The organism is Pirellulales bacterium (assembly GCA_036499395.1).
Taxonomy (GTDB): domain Bacteria; phylum Planctomycetota; class Planctomycetia; order Pirellulales; family JACPPG01; genus JACPPG01.
The window spans coordinates 41,834-61,932 of the sequence record DASYDW010000024.1; the positions used below are offsets into that span (position 1 = coordinate 41,834).

The 20,099-nt window shown below is 60.8% G+C and carries 15 protein-coding genes; 5 read left to right on the top strand and 10 right to left on the bottom strand.

The window, feature by feature from the left end; genetic code table 11:
* Nucleotides 1-48: 48 nt before the first annotated feature.
* The 5 genes from VGN12_05290 to VGN12_05310 all read right to left on the bottom strand — a co-directional run bounded on the left by VGN12_05290 (nucleotide 49) and on the right by VGN12_05310 (nucleotide 8,056).
* Nucleotides 49-2,088 (bottom strand): hypothetical protein, encoded by a 2,040-nt coding sequence (locus VGN12_05290; protein ID HEY4308846.1) that lies wholly within the window; start codon nucleotides 2,086-2,088, stop codon nucleotides 49-51.
* Between the two features lie 43 nt (nucleotides 2,089-2,131).
* The gene (locus VGN12_05295) at nucleotides 2,132-2,662 is read right to left on the bottom strand and encodes a hypothetical protein (protein HEY4308847.1); all 531 of its coding nucleotides are present in this window, start codon (nucleotides 2,660-2,662) and stop codon (nucleotides 2,132-2,134) included.
* A 1,805-nt stretch (nucleotides 2,663-4,467) separates the two neighbouring features.
* A complete protein-coding gene (locus VGN12_05300; protein ID HEY4308848.1) occupies nucleotides 4,468-5,637 on the bottom strand; it encodes a hypothetical protein in 1,170 nt (389 codons plus the stop codon).
* Nucleotides 5,638-6,249: 612 nt separating this feature from the next.
* A complete protein-coding gene (locus tag VGN12_05305) occupies nucleotides 6,250-6,558 on the bottom strand; it encodes a hypothetical protein (GenBank protein HEY4308849.1) in 309 nt (102 codons plus the stop codon).
* Between the two features lie 22 nt (nucleotides 6,559-6,580).
* A complete protein-coding gene (locus VGN12_05310) occupies nucleotides 6,581-8,056 on the bottom strand; it encodes an aldehyde dehydrogenase family protein (GenBank protein ID HEY4308850.1) in 1,476 nt (491 codons plus the stop codon).
* Between the two features lie 253 nt (nucleotides 8,057-8,309).
* Between VGN12_05310 and VGN12_05315 the strand changes: the two genes are divergently transcribed.
* Nucleotides 8,310-9,575 carry a PQQ-dependent sugar dehydrogenase gene (locus tag VGN12_05315; protein ID HEY4308851.1) on the top strand — a complete coding sequence of 422 codons (1,266 nt, stop codon included), beginning with the start codon at nucleotides 8,310-8,312 and terminating at the stop codon, nucleotides 9,573-9,575.
* Between the two features lie 18 nt (nucleotides 9,576-9,593).
* Here the strand turns inward: VGN12_05315 and VGN12_05320 are convergent, their stop codons facing one another.
* Nucleotides 9,594-9,935, bottom strand: coding sequence for a hypothetical protein (locus VGN12_05320; protein ID HEY4308852.1), 342 nt, complete (start codon nucleotides 9,933-9,935; stop codon nucleotides 9,594-9,596).
* A 192-nt stretch (nucleotides 9,936-10,127) separates the two neighbouring features.
* Between VGN12_05320 and VGN12_05325 the strand changes: the two genes are divergently transcribed.
* A complete protein-coding gene (locus tag VGN12_05325) occupies nucleotides 10,128-10,637 on the top strand; it encodes a molybdopterin-dependent oxidoreductase (GenBank protein HEY4308853.1) in 510 nt (169 codons plus the stop codon).
* A gap of 36 nt (nucleotides 10,638-10,673) precedes the next feature.
* Here VGN12_05325 and VGN12_05330 read toward each other — a convergent pair whose 3' ends face one another.
* Nucleotides 10,674-11,435 carry a hypothetical protein gene (locus tag VGN12_05330; GenBank protein ID HEY4308854.1) on the bottom strand — a complete coding sequence of 254 codons (762 nt, stop codon included), beginning with the start codon at nucleotides 11,433-11,435 and terminating at the stop codon, nucleotides 10,674-10,676.
* Nucleotides 11,436-12,306: 871 nt separating this feature from the next.
* Between VGN12_05330 and VGN12_05335 the strand changes: the two genes are divergently transcribed.
* The 3 genes from VGN12_05335 (at nucleotide 12,307) to VGN12_05345 (ending at nucleotide 15,635) form a co-directional block, all read left to right on the top strand.
* Entirely contained in the window at nucleotides 12,307-12,927 is a 621-nt protein-coding gene (locus VGN12_05335; GenBank protein HEY4308855.1) for a PEP-CTERM sorting domain-containing protein, read from the top strand.
* 144 nt (nucleotides 12,928-13,071) lie between these two features.
* Nucleotides 13,072-13,671, top strand: coding sequence for a hypothetical protein (locus VGN12_05340; GenBank protein ID HEY4308856.1), 600 nt, complete (start codon nucleotides 13,072-13,074; stop codon nucleotides 13,669-13,671).
* A gap of 305 nt (nucleotides 13,672-13,976) precedes the next feature.
* On the top strand, nucleotides 13,977-15,635 hold the full coding sequence (locus VGN12_05345; protein HEY4308857.1) for a tetratricopeptide repeat protein: 1,659 nt from the start codon (nucleotides 13,977-13,979) through the stop codon (nucleotides 15,633-15,635).
* A gap of 9 nt (nucleotides 15,636-15,644) precedes the next feature.
* On the opposite strand, the gene VGN12_05350 is transcribed toward VGN12_05345, so the two are convergent.
* From VGN12_05350 to VGN12_05360, 3 genes are read right to left on the bottom strand one after another with little or no spacing between them, the layout of a single operon-like run.
* A complete protein-coding gene (locus VGN12_05350) occupies nucleotides 15,645-16,274 on the bottom strand; it encodes a nucleoside deaminase (GenBank protein HEY4308858.1) in 630 nt (209 codons plus the stop codon).
* Between the two features lie 27 nt (nucleotides 16,275-16,301).
* Nucleotides 16,302-16,766, bottom strand: a complete 465-nt coding sequence (locus tag VGN12_05355; GenBank protein HEY4308859.1) for a hypothetical protein — start codon at nucleotides 16,764-16,766, stop codon at nucleotides 16,302-16,304.
* 53 nt (nucleotides 16,767-16,819) lie between these two features.
* Nucleotides 16,820-19,894, bottom strand: a complete 3,075-nt coding sequence (locus VGN12_05360) for a class I tRNA ligase family protein (protein ID HEY4308860.1) — start codon at nucleotides 19,892-19,894, stop codon at nucleotides 16,820-16,822.
* Nucleotides 19,895-20,099 lie beyond the last annotated feature (205 nt).

A 20,099-nucleotide genomic window follows, 5' to 3' on the forward strand; every position in this document is an offset into this window, starting at 1 on the left:
ACAAATCGGAGCCCGCCGGCGGGGGCAAATGTTGGTAGCGACGACGGCCTAAGAGTTGTCGTCGGGATTGGCGAAAGTGCCGGCTCGCTGATCTTGAGCCGAGAGGCCGAAGTCGAAATAGCAACGCCAACTTAATCCGAGCGTGTCAAAATTCGTGTTGGCGTTCTCGATCGTCGGCGACGACTGCCCGTTCAAGAAAGTCACCTCGAATGGGGCAATGTCCGAAGGCGAGCCGAATAAGTACCAGGCGTCGTCATTCGCATTTACGCCGGGGGTGGCTTCGTCGAGCCAAGGGCTGGTCTCAGGCGAAAGCAGGCCCTCCCACGGATTGCCGGTGCCGTACACATCCGTTTGGGCACTGTCATTGGGAACACGGACCTCAGTCGAGCGCGTCAACTGGCGCGCGAGTGCCATATTCGTTGGAGCGACGAGCAAGGTCGCCGGCGTAATCATCACCGGCTGCTGGTTGGTATCGAGTTGGATCGTCATCAGACGCCACGCCGCCTGCAACGAATCGATATTAAGCGCCGCGTTGTTGCCCTTGAGATAATTCCTGTTGGCGAGCGAAAAGTAGTTGCTCGGATTGCTCAGCAGCAACACGAAGAATTCACGCTCGACCGCCAATGCGCATTGGCGTCCCAGAATCCGCGGAATACTGCCCAACGCCCCTAGGTCGTCGTTGATGATGTCCTGCCGCGTTGCGGTAAGAATGGCGCCCTCGGTTTTTAGTTGCGTGCTGTACGCCTGCTCGTCCATCGAGACGTTGTCCAGCTCGCCGCCAGGTCCAATCACCTTGACGACGCCCTTGCCCGTCAAGCGATAGCGAACCGACTGTTTGAAATCCTTGTTGGAGCCGGCGAACGCGATCTTCTGCCAGACCGTTGTCACGGCCTGGTAGGCTTGCAGCAGCACCTTGTTTTGCGCGTTGCCGAGAATGCCGGGCAACGAATACGTCGAGAAGCCGCCGACTGATGCCTGAAGAAGGCCGTTCGCTTGAAAAGAGGCTTGGATGAACTCCTCCTCAGCGCGATCCGGCACCCTTTTCCCCGCGGCCCTAATGACTGCTCGCATTACGGTGTGCATCGAGGCGCCGCGTCCCTCACGGCTCATCGCCATATTCATGACGCGATCGCTGTAAAAGCGACCGAGAAACTTCTCTTTGACGCCCATGCCCAGCGAAAGCGACGCCTCGAGGACCTCGGGGCTATCTGCTCCGACGTTCGTTGGCGCCGGAATATGCGCAGCCGGCGCTAAAGAGCGGCTTCCGCGTATCAGAGGCAGCATTTCCTTTTCAAACTCATCAATCGATAGTTCGCCAGCGATCGCAGAGGCGCGCAACTCTCGCACTTTGGCGTGGTTTTCATTCCAGCCCCCGTCGCGCTCACAAATCGAATCGATGCGCGCCAAGCGCTCGCGCTCCAACTGCCGCACAGCCTCAGCGCCTTGAAAACGTTCGTCGTTGTGTTTCGCCACGTTCGTTGCCCCTGTTGCTTGGATTTGGTCGACACCGGCGCCTGGATCGCCGCCGATAGGTGTGAAAGAGATCTCTTTGAGGACGCCGCCGCGGACCACGGTGAGGCCCTCGTCGCCGGCGACCAGAGTGCGGCCGTTAATCGCGATCGATTCGCCCGGGCGCAGAAATTCCAAAGGCCCGTAGGTTGCGCCCACTGAGCACGACAGCGGGACGCGCGCCTTGTAAAGCCGGATGACTTGCGCGCCGGCTTCCTCTTCGCGCAGAACCTCGCCGGCTAGGCCAATGTTTTTGCCGTTGTTCGTTGGTTGACCGAATCCCGCCACGCTGCGCAGCAGGTTCTGATGATCTGCCAGTAACGGGACCACGGCCGAGCAATCGAAGTCATCGAGATCAATGACCACGTCGCCCCAACCCGCCGGCCGCATGATGCCGCCGGAATAGGCGATGAGACGGCAGGCCGCGTTGCCCGGATCGTCGCCGGCGGCGCTCTTCAGCAGCCGTACGGAGCCACCCGAGAAGCGCATGAACTCCGCCGCGGCCTCGATCGACGCCGGCCGCGGTCTGCGACGGCGCGCGGGTCGACGCGTCGGCGCCTTGCGCGTACGCTTTGCCATGAATGCCCCAAATATTTCCGCGGAAATAAATCCGCCGAGGCGCCTACGCCTGGTAGAAGGCGGCGCCGAGTTTCTTTTTGATGGCGAGCATGATGCCCAGCCGCATTTGCGGGTCGTATTGGCCCACCAGGTTGACGAGCAGTTCCTCGTACGTGACCTCATCGAGGCCGGAGAAGAGGTTCTCGCCGGCGAGTTCGGCGAGCTGCTGCTGCCGCTCCCAATGCGAGAACTTCGCGGCATGCCGTGACATGGGCTGCCAGCGCCGGAAGAATTCCAAATGGTTCCGGATGGCCGCGACGGCACTGGCATCCCATCGCCGGCCTTCACTCGTCGCTTGGGGACGCGCCCATTTGTGCTTTGCGGCGTAGTCGCAATCGGCCAAGTCGAAGGCATAACCAAGGCCGTCCGCTAGCAGGAACACCAGGCCAACGTCACTGACGGGCCAGCGTTCGGGCTTAGGATGGCCCTCGAATGCGCACATCTGCTCAATCGAGTGGCGAGCTTCATGCTCGTTCGTCGACATCAGCGCGGCGCTCGGGGCCGCGCCCAGTTCTCTCGGAAGTGCTGCTCTCATGCGTACGATCGTCCCGCGCGGCGCGGCCGATTCCGAGTTGGCCAAGCGCATTAGTGCGCACGATTTCCTCGGACGTAGTAAACGCGGCGCCGCACGAACGACAGATGCGCGCGCGCATCACGTAAATGCTCGGGGACGTCGTGCGCGCAACACGCGAGCGACTGCAACCACATTCAGGACAAGGGATTGCCACGTGTGCGCGCCCTCGAAAGAAAGTGTGTTGCGTTGCCCTTTTGGTTGCTGCGCAGGCGCGCGATTCTCTCGGGCAGGTAGGACCCAAATCGCCGGGGTGGGTCACATTTGATACAGCGGGGCGCGCCGGGAAAGAACTCAATCCCGCGGTTGAGCACGTATCCGGCTTCGAGTGCCGGCCACCAAAAGGCCAGACCTCCGCATCGATCGCACGGAGACGGCCACTCTGCCCAGTCGAAGGAATCATTCATCGTAGAATTCCTCCCTCTCGGAACGGCCAGGGCAAACCTCGCCTGACGAACTCTGCCTTCGAAATTCCGATAAATGCCCGCCGTGGAATCGTCCTGGGACGCCGAATGGCCGTGGAGACCCACTTCTCGACGAGGCTTACGCCGAGGCCTTCGTGCCCAGCGCATGCGTGCTCGACGACGTGATCGACCACAGCCGGGGCAAGGAGCGGGTCAGGAATATGGCCGATGATGTGGGCACGCAGCGTCTCGCGTTGCCTGGCCGCCGGCACGCCCGCCGCCAGGTCGTCGAAGGATTGGCCGAGAACGTCGCCAATCGCGAGAGGCGAGCTCGCACGCTCCTTAGGACCAGGGGAGGACGAGGAAGAGGAGCTAGATATATATCTAGCTCTAGGACTAGGACGCATGTCGCGTGCCGACTCTTTCGTAGGACTTCGCGGCTCTGCACTCGGCGACGTTGAAAGCTGTTTCTCGTTAACGACTTGAGTGGTCGACTCTTTCTTTTCGACTCTCGCAAGCGGTACCGGAACCGAACAATTCGGGTCGCGCTGCCCATGAACCGCTTCCGACGCCGCAACCGGTCCCGCTTCCGATCTCGCAACCGGCGCCGCATCCGAACAATTCGATTCCTCGTTGCCGTCGTCGAGAGGCAACGCTTCTTGCGTGTCGTCGCTAAAGGTGTGAAGGCCGTTCTCGGTCGCGATCGGGTCTAACAACTCGAGCATCCACTGTTGCCGACAGGCGCCGGGGCGCCTGCCACGCTGGGGAGGCCGCTCAATTACCCGTAATAAGCGAGCCTGGCGCAAGGCATCGAAAGCGCGTATAGCCGCCGCTCGAGAGATGCCGAGCTCGTTGGCTATGGCCGTGGGGCTGCTCGCAATGCGCGTCGGAAGCGATTTTGCGTTCGTCCTCTGGGCGTCATCCTTCAGAAGCCGCCAGAGGCGCGGCGCTGTTTGCCGAGCAAGGCGGCGAATTGCAAGCCGCTCTGCCAAGCTCCATTCGTACGTCGACGGCGAGTGTTTTAAGCGCTCCGCGCCTCCCCGTTCGAGCTTCCTTGCCGGCTGCATTTAGGAGCCCTCCGGGGCCAGGAGGGCAAACAGGACGGTGCGGTCCTTCGTCGAAAGAACATTCCAGCGGTCACGGAGAAGGCGCTCTGCGCGGAAAAGTTCGCTGTCTGTATGCGCTTTGCGCAGCGCTTCTGCATCGCCAACGTCGAGAACAAGCGTTTCACCCGAGGAAATCGCGAAACGCGACGAATGGTTCGAGTCCCTCATCGCCCATTGGAAATCCGCGGTGCCCCACCGTTCATCCCCCGCTCTTCGGCCCCATTCTGGAATGCGCCGTGATGGCCGCTTTTTCAGCCGCTCACAAAATGTAGCGGGTCGACGTCATCACGACCTCGAGCGCGATGCTAAGCACGGCGAACCAGGCCCATAGCCCTAGCTCGGTCGCGGGGCGCTCCGATTTGCGGAATACCTGGTAGAGCAATAGCGCGCCGAACTGGTAACGCGGCTCGACCAGCGAGATCGGGGCCAGGCTCAGGAACCAGAATACGTACACCATCCAGGCCGACGGCCGGCTGAATCCACGCGCCACAATCGCAAGTGACGTCGCCACCAGGATCAGGGCCAGCACTACCCGTCGAGAATAGCTCCCCAGCAACTGTCCCAGCAGTTGATTGCGCAATTGCCAATCGACGGTGTTCCAAGGATGGGTCGGGCTGTAGGCAAACGCGACCGCGGCTGACACAGCAACGATCGCCAGCAGAATCGTCGGATGCCGACGTCCCCAGCGCATCACTTTGACACAATGCATTAGAAAAATGGGCCAGAACATAATTCCCACCAGGACGACCGAGCACAGCAAATTCCCGGCCGAAATGGTGAACGGATGATTCGCGGGGTCGTCGAGCCCGACCCGTTCCTGGAACAAGACAAACAAGGCGAACAGGCCAATACCAACAAGCCATAACCAGCAGCGGCGCAAATGGCCAATCACCAGATCGCTTGTGACTTGCGTCCCGTGGATTTCGAAATACGAGAATCCGCATAAGAAGAAGATAAACACCACGTTTGTTTGTCGCACAAAAAGCGACAACAACATAAATACTCCGGACACGACGTACCGCCGACGCAAAGACGCCCAAAGGGCGCACATGTTGACCAGCAGGGAGAACACGTCGGTGTACATCAGGCAGTTGAAGGGAAACACGACGGGCAACAGATACGTCTGAGCCGCGCGTATCATCGCATTCTGCGATGTCGTCAACTCTCGAAGCACCGCGTAGACCATCAGCACATAAGCAATCGAACAGATAAAGCAATAGAATCGCAGCGTGGCAGGCGACGTGTCGTTGCCCAGATACGCAAGCGCCGCGAGCACGGCCTGAAAACCCGGCAACATCGCCGCGGCCGGGTAGGCCATGCCGGGCCAACGAAACAGTTGCAGCGTTCCACGGCAGAACAATTCGACTTGCCCGAGCACTTGCGATTCATCGAGGATCAACTGATCCTGCAACTGCCAGGCGCGATACATTCCCCAGATCGCAATGATGCTGGTGGAAGCGACGAGCGTAGAAGCGACGAGAGTTGTCGCCCTGGGTCTAGTGGTGACGGCCGCGACTGCTGACGGATTTTCAGACAATAACGAATTTGGATCAACTCGGCCTTGCCCTGCCGACATGATGCCCTCGCTAGTCACGCCGCGCTCGTACATTTCACACTTTGCACGAAGGGCGGCGGCCAACTCTTAGTTCCGCTTATGATGATGCCATATATGCATAGGTCTCGCTAATGTATTTAATGAAAAAGTAATGATCGACGGGCCAACGGCCGCTGACGTTCATCGCAAGCCCCCCGAACAATGGATCCTCGCGCGAAAAGCGGACATCACATTGCCTGCGCAGGCTCTGGTGGGCATTGATGCGATTCGATTCCGATGTGCGCCTGGCAGCTTTTAGCCGGGCAGTCGATCCTGTGCCGCATGGCCCAACGAGGCGGACTGGTCCCTACGGTCGTACGCAGGAATTCTGTCCGCAGCATCGAACCGCGATGCCGCGCATTTCGTCAGCGACGCGCAGGGATGATCAGACGCACGGCCAACCCGCCGCGCGCGGTGAATAGGAAGCACGCTCGCGACAGCAGCCAGCTATTCCGCCGCGCAAAGATGCCGCGCACGCACCAAAAGCGACTCAGAAGCTACCTGTCGTTCGAAGACTTCGTAGACGTGCCCGCGAAAGCGATATCCGGCCAGTTCCAACTGCTCGATATCGCTCCAGGGAATCGTGCGCAGCGCGTTCACCGTGTATTCACACTTGCACCAGAAGTGCGTACCGACGCACGCACCATCGGTGTAGCGATAGACACAAGCCGCCTCGGTCAGTACGCCATCCTCGACGAAGCCCGCCAGGCGTTCGCCATCGCGCGGGCCGCCCAGGAATTCGAACTCGATTCGCATGCGTACATGCCTCGCACGATCGTCAGCCGTTCAGCTTGACCGTGACGGTTTTCAGCTCGGTGTAATGTTCGAGCGCGGCTTCACCGTTTTCACGTCCCTGGCCCGATTGTTTGAATCCGCCGAACGGCGTCGTCGTATCCACAACGTGGTAGCAGTTCACCCACACAGTGCCTGCCTTCACGCGCTTGGCGTATAGATGGGCCTTGTCGATATCCTTGGTCCAGATCGCCGCGGCCAAACCGTAATTCGTACGGTTCGCCCGTTCGGTGACTTCCTTGAAACTCTTGAACGGCAGGACGCTGACCACTGGTCCGAAGATTTCGTCGCGTGCGATCGCCATTTCGTCCGAGACGCCATCAAAGATCGTCGGCTCGACGAAGAAGCCTTGCTCTCCGCGGCGCTGTCCGCCGGTGACAAGCTTGGCTCCCTGCTTCTTGCCCAGGTCGACATAGCCGAGGATCTTGTCCATCTGCTCCTGCGAGACCTGTGGGCCTTGCTCAGTGGCCGCATCCAGTGGATCGCCGACCTTGCGTTGCTTCGCCTTGGCGGCCAGCCGCTCGACGAATTCGCTGTGAATCTTCTCCTCGACGAACAGTCGGCTGCCAGCCGTGCAGCATTGACCGCCATGGAAATAGATGGCGTGGAACGCGCCGGCCACGGCTTCGTCCAGGTCGGCGTCGGCAAAGATGACGTTGGGGCTCTTGCCCCCCAGTTCGAACGTGACACGCTTCAGCGTATCAGCGGCGGCCTTTTGGATAATCTTGGCCGTATCGACATGGCCGGTGAAGGCAATCTTGTCTACGTCGGGGTGCGTGACCAACGCCGCGCCGGCGGTATCGCCGAAACCATTGATCAGGTTGATGACGCCCGCCGGGAAGCCGGCCTCGATCGCCAGCTCACCAATGCGTAGCGCGGTAAGCGGAGTCTGCTCGGCCGGTTTCATCACGATCGTGTTGCCGCAAGCCAACGCCGGCCCCCATTTCCACGACAACATCAGCAGCGGGAAATTCCACGGAATGATTTGTCCGACGACGCCGACCGGCTGTCGCAAGGTGTAAGACAGGAAGCTACCGCGAACCGGCACGGTGCGTCCTTCAAGCTTGTCGGCCCAACCGCCGTAATAACGCAGCGTGTTAGCGACGCCGACCATGTCCCCCTTAGAGTCATTGATCGTCTTGCCCGAGTTCAGAGCTTCGAGCGACGCCAACTCACTGGCATTTTCTTCGACCAGATCCGCGAGCCTTAGCAGCAGGCGACCACGATCGGCAGCGTCCATCGTGCTCCAGGGACCATCCTCCAAGGCACGTCGAGCTGCCTTCACAGCGCGATCAATATCCTTGGCCGTGCCGGCCGCCACTTCGGCAATGGCTTCACCGGTGGCTGGGTTCAATGTCTCGAACGAGCCCCCATCGGCCGGTGCGACCCACTGATTATCGATCAGCAACTTGGTCTGCAATTTGGTGGGCGTCTTCTTCGCGGGGGCGGTGGCCGTCGACATGGTCGAGCTCCTCGGAGGGTGACGAAAGGCTGCGTGCCGAGAGGGGGGAGGGCGTATTCTCCGCCAACTCTGGAACCGCTATATCTGAACGGATATAACGGTGGCTCGTCAAGTAGCCGCACCCCGGCACAGGGCAACTATTTATCCTCGCCGCGTCGGCAAGTAATATCTCCCCTAGCGTCGCACCATCCAGCGCTGACCAACCGTCGCGCATCTGACAACTTTGACACATCTCCCTGCGAAGGAAGACTCCATGAAGTTCGAGAAGATTCTGGCAACGGCGGCAGTCGCCGCCCTTGCCCTGACGATCGGGGTTGCTCGCTTGCCGGCCGCCGAGCTCGACACGCGCCCGCTGCCCATCAAGGTCGACGTAGCCTTTCCGCAGATAAAATGGCCCGGCTGGACCAGCAGCGAAGATTCCGGCGTGATCGATCCGCTGCGCCCGATCCTGCTGACGCATGCCGGAGACGGTACGAACCGCGTCTTCATTCCCACGCAGCAGGGCGTGATCTACGTTTTGCCGAACGATCAGCAAGGGACGAAGGCCGAGGTCTTCCTCGATCTGCACGACAAGGTCAGCTACAACGACAAGACGAACGAAGAAGGATTTCTCGGCCTCGCGTTTCATCCCAAGTTTCGTGAGAACGGCCAGTTCTTCGCTTACTACACGAATAAGAGCAAGCCACATCAAAACGTCGTGGCTCGCTTTCGCGTAAGCAAGGACAATCCGAACAAGGCCGATCCCGCGTCGGAAGAATCGCTGCTCGTTTTCGACAAGCCTTTCTGGAACCACGACGGCGGCACGCTGGCGTTCGGCCCCGACGGATTGCTCTACATCGCAGTGGGTGACGGTGGCCTGGGGGGCGACCCCTTCGGCAATGGACAGAAGAAATCGACGCTGCTGGGCAAGATCCTCCGCATCGACGTCGATCACAAAGACGGCGACCTGCCGTACGCGATTCCCAAGGATAATCCGTTCGTCGCTGACAAAGAGGCGCGCGGCGAGATTTACGCCTTCGGCCTGCGTAATGTCTGGCGGCTGGCCTTCGATCCCAAGACCAAGGTCCTCTGGGCGGCCGACGTCGGCCAGGACACGTGGGAAGAGATCGACCTGATCGAAAAAGGGGGCAACTACGGCTGGAACATTCGCGAGGCCCTGCACCCGTTCGTGAAGAAGGGGGGCAAGCCGCCCGAGGATACCTCGAAGCCCGCAGGCTTGATCGACCCCATTTTTGAATACCATCACGACATCGGCAAATCGATTACCGGCGGCTTCGTCTATCGCGGCCACAACGTGCCGGAGCTCGACGGAGCCTACCTGTACGCCGATTATGTTTCTGGCAAGCTATGGGCGCTGTGGTACGACGCTGACAAAAAGGTGGTCACCGCCAACCGCGAGATCCCGCTCCCCAAGAGCATTCCGGTAATGTCCTTCGGCGAGGACGAAAAGGGAGAAGTCTACTTCATGACGTACTCACCCGAGGGGCAAGGCGTCTATCGTTTCACACGCGCCGACTGAGCCCGCGCGGCGCTGGATTTACAAACGCTTCAACACACGCTCGGCCGTGGCCCGCAGTGCCCGGTCGAGCGTGTGAAATTGGCGAATCGCTTCTTTTCCGTAGGGCGTGACGGTGGCCCCGCCGCCGGCGGTGCCACCGGTGATTGCTTCGACGACCAAGGTCTCGGAAGCCGCGTTGACGCTTTGCACCAATCGCCATGCCTTGCGGTACGACATGCCCAGGCTGGCAGCCGCCTTGCGAATGCTGTGCTGCTGCTCGATGGCTTCGAGCAATTCCACGCGACCTCGTCCCAGTACGACGTGGCCGTCGTTTTCGAGCCACACACGCAGGCCACAGGTCCATTGCGATCGTTTGGACATCGATGCGGTTCCTGGTCTCACGGGGCGCGGGGAGTAATCCGGCCCGTATCTTAGCCGGACCGCACTTAAACTGAATGCCGGATCTAGCTGTCTCGGAATTCTGGCCGAACGTCTATCGCGGCGATTAGAATTGCAGTCTCGCCGCATGACACGATTTATACACCGCTCACGCCAGCCGGATAAAACACTATCATGCTCCGACACGTTCCTGTCACGCTGTGCCTGCTCGTCTCCCTTCTCCCTTGCAGATCGGGAGTCGCCGCCAGCGCCGAGCCCGCCAAGCTCACTATCGTCGACGAGCAAGGGCAAGCGCATGAACTATCGGCGCTTGATCTGGCAAAGTTGCCGCGCCGCACGGTCAGCTTGCCGGACGAACCCGGCACGACCATCGAATACCGAGGCGTGCAGTTGGCGGACGTCCTGACACACTGCGGAGTGGTACTGGGCAAAGAGGTGCGCGGTCCGCGCGTGGCCAGCTACGTGTTGGTCGAGGCCACGGACGGATATCGCGTGCTGTTGGCCATTGCCGAAATCGATCCCGCCACGACGGACAAGGTCGTCCTGCTGGCGGATCAAAAAGACAATATCGCGCTGCCCGACCGCGAGGGGCCCTTCCGCCTCGTCATTCCCGACGACAAGCGTCCTGTGCGTTGGATTCGCATGATTAAGCGGATTAGCGTGCGTAAGGTGCCCGCAGACTGAATTTTCGAGTCAACCCACACTTGAACCATCCTGTCCTTACGGCGAAATGAAATGCTCGTTCGGCATCGCAGGCCCCGATCCCGAGGATTCGTTGCCTGTGGCCGGCGCAGGCGTTTCTTGCGGCGCATAGGTCTGCTCATTCACTGACGCCTGCGCGACGTCGCTTTGCACGGTCGCCGGCTGCGCTGATTCACCCGGCGCGTTCGAAGGCTGACCCGCTTGATAATCCGCGGGCAAGCCTCGATAGCCGCGAACCTGCGTTCCGTAACCGAAGAGAGGTTGAGAGAGCATGTTCCGCTTGTACGCCGTCCAGCCACCGTGGTGCCATACATCCCACGTGTTGTTCGGCATCCAATACCAATGCCGGCCTTGGAAATAAACATATCGCCAGTCGGCAGCGAGCTTGCCGGTGGCAGGTCCGTCGGCGGCGATGGCAGTTGACTGTCCGCTGGTATCCGCCTTGGCGCTGGGGCTGGGATGCACGTTCGGATCGGTGGTATTCGACGGGAGCGGCACACGATTGGCGCGGCGATAACCGCCGCCGCCGAAGGGCCGGCGCACTTCCTGCCGTAAAGCCGGATTCGTTTCAATCTCGCGCGACATTCCTGGCGCCCCCGGGGGCAGGGTCGACCCACCGATGCCGCCGATGGGCCCAATCGTTGTGTTGGGAGGATTACCCGTTCCACCGCGGTTGGCCCCCAGCGGATCTTGAAACCCGGATGGGTTAATCTGCGCGAACGACTCGGTCGTCAGACAAAAAGTTGCGACGAGCCCCAGGAACAGCATCGAGCGAAACATAGCATCATCCTCCGGACGTTGGTCGATCTCCCTTTTTTCGAAACTGCATAAGTCGTGCCGGTGAATCCTTCGAACCGCGTCGAGACCAGTCGATGTATTTCATCGCAATGGATACTGGAGTCGACGTGCCCACAAGATATTCTATGGCGTTTCGGCCCACGCTTTGCTTAACACACGCCTCATCAGTCTTCGCCGCTCCAGCCCGCGGCGAAACCACTATGGCCGTCGAGGTATGCAAGCACCTCGACGGCCTTCTTCATTTCCGGATCGTCTTCTTCGCGGCCAACCTGGTTGTTGCCCGACCAAACCCCGCTCGATTCGTCGCGGGACGTCCGGCTGTCCGGGCCCCGCAGAAACAGATTCCTGCAGCTATTTCCTAGGCCGGGCCGAGCGTTCTGGACCCCTCAACTCACCAGGGGAATCCTATGCGCATTCGCCCCTGGGTCGAGACCCTTGTCAGAGAGCTTTGTCAAATGTTTTGCAATCCAAAAATCCGGCCGCCGCGTATTCTCTGCGACTGCGAAACGATCACCTGTGATTGGAAGAACGCTAATTTCCGCACCTTCTCGTGCCCGCAAGCCTGCTTTCTGCAGCTTGGCCGCATCCCGTTAATCGAGACCGCCGTGCCTAGTTCCCGCTGCGCGTTGCGATCGGTTGCTCGATCTCGCGCGCGACAATGCCAAGTCATGGCACTCTGCTGCTTAGCCTCGATTGGTACTTAGCCACGACCAGTTAATGACTGGTTTTTTCGGGACGTCCATAACTCGACTGGAGAGATGCTGCGCGCCGAGGGTGCCCTCGGAACCATCGATTTTCCTTCTCAATCTAGGCGCAATGCCTAGGATTCTCGCCCCTACTGGAATCAGTCCCCATGAAGCTATTACCTATTCGTTCGATTCGACTAGCCACCTGCGGCCTGATCCTGCTTGCCACGGCACCACTGACGGCCGCCACGGTATGGAACGAAACATCCGACGGAGACATTTCGAATAATCGCCTGACGCCCACCGCCGTAACCTTGGGTGTCGGCGGTAACGACGTGATCGGATCGGTCGTGGGCAGTCCTAGCGACATCGATTACCTGACGATCAACGTTCCCGCCGGCGACAAGCTGTCACAAATCGTTCTCGAATCGTTCACGTCGACCGATCAGAAGGGCTTTATCGGCATTCTGCACGGCAGCACGTTTACCGAGCCCGCCGTTGGCACGAACGTCGCGAACTTGCTCGGCTACACGCACTTCGGCCCGGGCGCCGGCAATGTCGGCCTGGACATTCTTCCCTCGATGGGAACGGGCCCCGGAGCGCAAGGTTTCACCGCGCCGCTTGCGACCGGTAATTACACGCTGTGGATTCAACAGCTCGGCGCACTAACCAGCTACGACTTCAACTTCGTCGTCAGCCCTGTCCCCGAGCCCTCCACCTGGGCATTGGCGGGCACAGCAGCAGGTCTCTATGCACTCGTCTTTCGCCGCCGTCAGGCCCGGACATAGCCATCAATCCGTGGAAAGCTAAACATCATCGCCGCCCATCGTCAGCGGCATCAGCCGCGACGCGTCGGACCCAACCGTATCAGTTCGGGAAAAGTTTGGATCGGGGCGGATCCCGCGGCAAACACCTTTGGGAGAGCCAAGAGTATGAAGTCCTTCCTCGACACGTTCCGATCCCGTATGTGGAGTGCGCTTTGTGCGGTCAGTCTGATGGTCGTTTCCCTCGGGTCCGCGAAAGCGGCCGTGATGGGAACCGCCACGATTTCGACCACCCAGACCAGTGCTCCGTACACGTATGCGCTCACGTTGCAAAATACCGGCACGCTGCCGATCGATACGTTCTGGTTTGCCTGGCTCGACAACCCCGATAAGAGCTTCATGTCCGTCGCGCCAACGAACGTACAATCGCCGTCGAACTGGTTCGGCTTGACCTCGCATCTGGGTGCGACTGACGGATTCGGCATCGAATACTACGCCTTTGGCGGCGGGCTAGCGCCGGGCGGCACGCTGACCGGATTTGATTTCGTGAGCACCGAAAGCCCCGCCCAACTGTTGGGCAATGTGTCGGTACCGGGCGTCGGCAACCTGCCGGTAGCGACGACATTTTTGTATAGCGGTGGTGCCTTCAGCGCCAACGTGGCCCAGATCACGACGACCGTCGTGCCAGAGCCCGCGACCGTGGTCCTGGGCCTGGTGGGGAGCCTGGCGCTTCTCTATTCGTGGCGACGCTCGAAACAAGCGTGCTAGAGACACAGCGAGCCTGCTGCGTCGCGCTGTCTCGCCGCTTCGCCGCCCCGCCAGTTTCGTGCCCTCGCTGCACGCTGGCGTGGGCTTTTTTTATTTCGCGGACAGTACGCCCCAAAGCACGCTCGGCACGACAGCCGCACGTTTACCTTCAAAAGCCCGCTTGGCATTCTTTGCCGGCATCGGGGCGCTACCGCGTTCGGTTGACGCCCACCGTCCCCGCGAACAGGCTATATTTGCCTGCCGCGGACGCGACGCTCTTCTGGAAGCCGCGAGCCGCGCGAGGCCGATCACCTGGATGGGCGCCCATGCCGCGCGGTCAAGAATCCGAACCTGAAAATCCCGATAACCCGTCCCAGGGCGACTCCGTCAAATCGATCGACGGCCTGCGCTCACCGGCGCGCGTCGTATGGATGAGCATCCTTGTGGCACTGGCCGCCACGACGCTAGTCACCGCGAGATTCTCGCCCCGCTTCGTCTTATGGCAAGGGCTCTCGATCGCTGGTGATCTGCCGGAACCGGCCGCCGAATTCGACCGCGCGATCCCCTCGCTCGCGCAACTCGATAATCCCTGGTCCCCCGTCACGAATCCCTTTCATATCGTGATCGGATGGCGGCTTCTCTTTCCGGTCATTGGGCATTACCTGCATCTGTCGCACGGCGCCTACCTGGTGCTGCCGCAGATTGGCTGCCTGCTGGTACTGGCACTGGTCGCTGGGTTGACCTACCGCCGCTTGGGGCATTGGTGGCCGACATTCGTCGTGACGGCCCTCTTCACGGCGCTCCCCTGGTTTTTTGTCTCTTGCAGTTGGCTGACGCATTTCGATTCCTGGCTGATGATCGGCCTGATCGTCTCGGCGTTCGTTCGCTCGCGCACGGCGCTCGCCCTCGCCTGCCTGCTGGTTCCCTGGATCGACGAGCGCTTCGTTCTATGTCTACCTGCCACGCTGGCCGTCCGCGCGATCGCGCTGGGCCAGGTTCAGCGGAGCGCTTGGCGCGAAATCCTGGGCGACTTGCTCGTTGTTGCCTTGGCCAGTGCGCCGTATCCGGCAATTCGCGCCGTGAGCTGGCTGTACGGAGATGCCAACTCGACAACCTATGTCCGCAATCATTGGGCCGAGTTGCCGACCGTCCCTTGGTATCGATTCTTGGACGGCATGTGGAGCGGCTATCGCGTGGCGTGGCTGGTCGTTGTGGCCGGCTTGCTGCTGGCGGCACGTCTAATTCCGCGAAAGTTCGCGATCCTGCTGGTCGTACTCGAACTCATCACGGCCGTGGGCGGGCTGTTCATTGCGTGGGACATGTCGCGCTCGATGATGATGATCGCCCCGATGTTCGTGCTGTCGATGTGGTTGTGGGAGGAGTGGCGGCGATCCACGATCACATATTCGACTGACACCGCCGATGCCGAGCCGGTCGTAGCCGAGGAACAAATCGCACCACGACCGGCCGCGCCCAGGCATGCAAACTGGCTGGGGTTATTCTTGCCGGCGGTGCTGGTGGCGAATCTGATCGTGCCCGCCTATCACATGCTGTGGTCGACCTACTGGCCCGTGCAGACGTTTTACACCGAATTCGGCAAATGGCGCGATCCGCCTAACGTGTTCCGTGCGGTCGAGTATCTCCACGAGGCCCGTCGCTTAAAGGAACAAGGACGAACCCGTGACGCCGTGGCAATGTACGACGAAGCGCTGCGCGCCGAAGGCAATTACCCGCTGGCCTACGTCGAGAGAGCCATGCTGCGTGCCGAGCTCGGCGATCTCGGCGGAGCCGAAAGCGATGCCAGCGAGGCTGTGCGGCGGACGCCAAATTACCCGTTTGCATTTCTGTTGCGTGGCACACTGCGCGCCATGAACGGCGAGAGATCGGCGGCCGCCGATGACCTGCGTGAAGCACTCCGCGTCGCGCCTCCGAACTGGGAGTTCCGCGACGAAACAGCCCGCCGCCTGGCCGAGCTGACGCAATAGCCGGCCAGCTCACTCCTTTGTGCGATACTTCCCTTTCGGCACGGCGCGAAACAACGCATCGCATTCCTGTTCCAGTACACCGCCCAGAATCTTGGTTTGGCGAAACGGCGTGCGACGGATCACTTCGTCCGCGCGGATGTCGATCTGCCACCAATCGAGCTTTTGCAACGTCGTGATCGAGGTGCCATAAACGACGTAACCGATGCCGGCCCATTCGATGGCACCCTGGCACATGGGGCACGGCTCGGCCGTGGTATAGAGTGCGAGCGTCGACCAATCGATCGCCTGCCCCGAGGCGGCGCAGCGGTTGATCACATCGATCTCGCCATGAAACGTCGGATTCTCGCCCGAACGATTGTGACCGCGGGCCACGATCTCGCCCGAGCGAGTATCGACAAGCACCGCTCCGAACGGAAGCTCGGGAACTTCTTGCGCCTGCTCGATCGCAGCCTGCATGTATTGATCATGGTCGAACGGCAAATCGACCTGCGGCGCTTTTGCGGGGGTCGCCGCGGGTGGCGATTTCGGTGTGCATCCGGTCCCCAGAATTGCAACGACACTGACCAGCAATGCCCATCTCGAAGCGCGCCGTGAAAGAGTGAACCAAACCAACATGGCGTTACCCATCGAAACAATCATGGCCGGTTGATTCCCGGTCAAAGGTTTCTACTCGTCCGGCAATAAGACAACGGCCAGCAACGTAGCCAAGGTCTCGGTAAAGAGCAGCCGGTGCGTCCCTCCCAGCCGATAGGCGAGTTCCGACGGGAAAACCTCGCAGGCGATCTGAAATCCGGCCCACAGCCCCAAGCTGGCCGCGAACGTGAGAACCACCAGGCGACGGGCCCGTTCCTGCCGAATGCCGGAGTACGTCAAACCGCTCGACCAATAAAGCCCAGCACACACGGCTTCCCAAACGATTACGCCAGCCAACAGCACGCCGGCCGCCGCCTCGGGCAAGCCGAACGGTTCGAGAACTTCCGCGATCGCACTGTAATTGCCGGATGCCCAAACGAACGAGGCCGGCAATACGCCGACCGCCTTCAGCGCGTCCGCCAGATTGAACACCACGACCAGTGACAACCAAACGGCCCAAAACAACAGCAGCAGACGCTTGAGGGTCGTCCATTTCATGCAAGCCGCACTCGCAGGTTTCTGTCTTTCGGGGCCGATGCGAAAGTCTAGCTCTACTTGGGCCGCTGCGCCTCGAGCGCCGTTAATGCCGCGTCCGTCGCCGCCAGTCGTTCGTGCTGTTCGGCCAACGAGCGGCGTTCCGCCTCGACCACTTCGGCCGGCGCCCGCTCGACAAAACTGGCGTTGGCAAGCTTCTTCTCTTTGCTGGCAATGGCACCCAAAAGGCGCTCGCGCTCTTTCTGGTTGCGCGCGATCTCGGCCTCGATATCGATCAGTCCGGCCAAGTCGACGAACAACTCGCCCGATCGCAGCATCGTGTTAGCGCTCGTCGCGGGGGCCGTGACCTGCGGACCCCAGGCCACGGCTTGCGCCTTGGCCATCGATTCGAAATATCCCGACATCGGTTCGAGCAATGCCGCCACATCCGGCTCGCAGCGCAGCGCGAAGCGAATCTCGGTGCGCGGCGGCAGATTCTGCCGGCTGCGAATCTCGCGCAAGCCCCCCAGCACTTCCTGAAACCGGGCGAAGCGGGCTTCGCTCTCGGCGTCCTGCCGGTGTTTGTCCACGGTCGGCCAGGTGGCGATCATCACGCTTTCGGCCGGTAATGATTGTGTGTCCAGTCCACGCTGAGGCGCAGCGCCATTCAGTAATTGCCAGATTTCTTCAGTGATAAACGGGATCACCGGGTGCAGTAAACGCAATAGCGCATCGAGCGTGTGCGCCAGCACGCGCTGCGCGCTCGGGCGAGTGGCTGGATCTTGCAATCGGGCTTTCACCATTTCCAGGTAAAAGCTGCAGAACTCGTCCCAGGCGAACTCATAAAGCAACCGCGTCGCGTCCGCGAAGTGATACGCATCAAACGCCGCGGTCACTCCTTCGGTCACGGTCGCCAGCCGGCTGAGAATCCAGCGATCTTCGGTCACTAGTTCGCCGTCGTCGACCGCGCCCGGCGTGTATCCTTCCAGGTTCATCAGCACGAAACGCGCGGCATTCCACAGCTTGTTGCAGAAATTCCGCGCGAGCTCGAACCGATCGCTCACTACGGCTCCGCGCGGCAGAGCCACGTCGGCCGCCTTTTCGGCCCATTGCGTGGCGAACTCTTTGCCGCACTGTTTGCACGGCACGCGCGGTAAAACGCGATTCTTCTTCGTCTGCTCGACCAGGGCGCCGCAGTGCGGGCATTCGAACTCGACCGGCATCCGCACGTCCTGCGTCTCGGTCGTCAGGTACGCCAGCCCGAACCGCAACGCATCGGCGCCGAACTTCTCCATGACGTCGACCGGGTCAACGCCGTTCCCCTTCGACTTGCTCATCGTCTCGCCAAAGCCGTCGAGAATCTTGGGGTGAATGAACACCTCGCGGAACGGCACCTCGCCCACGTTGTGCAAACCGGTGAGCACCATCCTCGCCACCCACAGTGTGATTATGTCACGACTCGTGACTAGCGCGCTCGTGGGATAGTAATACGCCAACTCCGGCGTCTGTTCCGGCCAGCCCAACGTCGAATGAGGCCACAATGCCGAGCTGAACCACGTGTCCAGCACGTCGGCTTCGCGCGCGAGCTGGCAACCAGGCACAGCGTCCTCGACCAGGTCTTCTTCGCGCGCGCAAATCAAGTAGCGGTCGTGTTCCGGGTCACGCTGCCATACGACATCGTCCCGGCCGGCGAAGGCGCGTTTCAGGTCATCCTCTTTCGCGCCCGGAGCGTACCAGATCGGAATCTGATGTCCCCACCACAATTGCCGGCTGATCGGCCAATCGCGCTTTTCACCCAGCCAATCGAGATAGCCATTGGCGTACCGGCCGGGCACGATCTTCACGCGGCCGTCGCTGACGGCGTCCATCGCGGATTGGGCCAAGTCCTGCATGCGCACGAACCATTGATCGGCCAGCAACGGCTCGATCGGCGTCTTCGAGCGATCGGAATGCGCCAGCTCGATCTCGCGATCTTCGACCTCGGCCAGCAAACCGGCCGCTTCCATGTCGGCCACCACGCGTTCGCGGGCCTTGGCGATCGTCAGTTTCACGTACGGCCCGGCATTGTCGTTCAGCGTGCCGTCGATATTCAGAATGTTGATCATCGGCAACGACTGCCGCTTCCCCACCTCGTAGTCGTTGGGATCGTGGGCCGGCGTGATCTTCACGCAGCCGCTTCCCATCTCGGGCTTGGCCCATTCGTCCGCGACCAGCGGAATCTCGCGATTCAATAGCGGCAGCATCAATCGCCGGCCGGCCCGCGCCATGTCGCGCAGCTTCAAAAGCAAGGGCAGCACCGTGCGACGCCGTTCAGCCAGCGCATCGATCTGTGCTTGAATCTCGGGCCGCTGCTTCTCGCCGGCGTCGGCCAACTTCTGCACTAGCTCGGCCTCGGCAGCGTCGAGCGCCTTGCCCGGATCGGGATGCACGGCCACGGCCGTATCGCCGAGCATCGTTTCAGGTCGGGTCGTGGCGATCGTCACGTGTGTCGGCTCGCCGGCCTGCGGCGCGACAACGGGATACTTCAAATGCCAGAAATGCCCGGCCACGGCCTCGTGAAAAACCTCGTCGTCGCTCACCGCAGTTTGCAGGAACGTGTCCCAGTTCACGAGCCGACGGCCGCGATAGATCAGGTTTTGCTTGAAGAACGTAAAGAACGTATGCCGCACGGCCCGCGCACACACGTCGTCGAGCGTGAAGCGCGTCCGTTGCCAGTCGCAGCTACAGCCCAGCCGCTTGAGCTGGCCCAGGATGCGCCGCTCGTAATCGTTCTTCCAATCCCAGATGCGGGCGACGAGTTTTTCGCGCCCCAGATCGTGACGCGACAGCTTTTCCTCTTGCAGCAATCGGCGTTCAACCACGGCCTGCGTGGCGATGCCGGCATGATCGGTGCCCGGCATGTACAAGGCGTTGTAGCCTTGCATTCGCTTGCTGCGGATCAGGATGTCCTGAATCGTATTGTTCAGGGCATGCCCCAAATGCAGCGCGCCGGTCACGTTCGGCGGTGGGATAACGATCGTGTAGGGCTTGCGCCGCGGATCGGGCTCGCTATGAAAGTAACCGCGCTCGGTCCACAGGCGATACCAGCGCTCTTCGGGACCGGCGTGATGATACTGCTTGGGAAGTTCCTGCTGACTAGTTGTCGTCGACATCGTTTTGAATCCTCATCGGTCAGGCATGTCTGGCCCGACACTTTGGAATAGAGGGTCGAAAAGCCGAAAATCCGTTTCCTTGTCGGAATGAGTTTCCGAGTGCCACTGCTGGCTCGCCCAGCAGTGCGAAGTCTTGGAAAAACACTGCTAGGCAAGCTAGCAGTGGCACCCACGGTCGAGAATCAGCTCGTCATTCCGTACTTCG

Bases quoted from the DNA above. Each gene is read 5' to 3' on its own strand.
- VGN12_05290 (HEY4308846.1), bottom strand. From the start codon at position 2,088: ATGGCAAAGCGTACGCGCAAGGCGCCGACGCGTCGACCCGCGCGCCGT.
- VGN12_05295 (HEY4308847.1), bottom strand. From the start codon at position 2,662: ATGAGAGCAGCACTTCCGAGAGAACTGGGCGCGGCCCCGAGCGCCGCG.
- VGN12_05300 (HEY4308848.1), bottom strand. From the start codon at position 5,637: ATGTATCGCGCCTGGCAGTTGCAGGATCAGTTGATCCTCGATGAATCG.
- VGN12_05305 (HEY4308849.1), bottom strand. From the start codon at position 6,558: ATGCGAATCGAGTTCGAATTCCTGGGCGGCCCGCGCGATGGCGAACGC.
- VGN12_05310 (HEY4308850.1), bottom strand. From the start codon at position 8,056: ATGTCGACGGCCACCGCCCCCGCGAAGAAGACGCCCACCAAATTGCAG.
- VGN12_05315 (HEY4308851.1), top strand. From the start codon at position 8,310: ATGAAGTTCGAGAAGATTCTGGCAACGGCGGCAGTCGCCGCCCTTGCC.
- VGN12_05320 (HEY4308852.1), bottom strand. From the start codon at position 9,935: ATGTCCAAACGATCGCAATGGACCTGTGGCCTGCGTGTGTGGCTCGAA.
- VGN12_05325 (HEY4308853.1), top strand. From the start codon at position 10,128: ATGCTCCGACACGTTCCTGTCACGCTGTGCCTGCTCGTCTCCCTTCTC.
- VGN12_05330 (HEY4308854.1), bottom strand. From the start codon at position 11,435: ATGTTTCGCTCGATGCTGTTCCTGGGGCTCGTCGCAACTTTTTGTCTG.
- VGN12_05335 (HEY4308855.1), top strand. From the start codon at position 12,307: ATGAAGCTATTACCTATTCGTTCGATTCGACTAGCCACCTGCGGCCTG.
- VGN12_05340 (HEY4308856.1), top strand. From the start codon at position 13,072: ATGAAGTCCTTCCTCGACACGTTCCGATCCCGTATGTGGAGTGCGCTT.
- VGN12_05345 (HEY4308857.1), top strand. From the start codon at position 13,977: ATGCCGCGCGGTCAAGAATCCGAACCTGAAAATCCCGATAACCCGTCC.
- VGN12_05350 (HEY4308858.1), bottom strand. From the start codon at position 16,274: ATGATTGTTTCGATGGGTAACGCCATGTTGGTTTGGTTCACTCTTTCA.
- VGN12_05355 (HEY4308859.1), bottom strand. From the start codon at position 16,766: ATGAAATGGACGACCCTCAAGCGTCTGCTGCTGTTGTTTTGGGCCGTT.
- VGN12_05360 (HEY4308860.1), bottom strand. From the start codon at position 19,894: ATGTCGACGACAACTAGTCAGCAGGAACTTCCCAAGCAGTATCATCAC.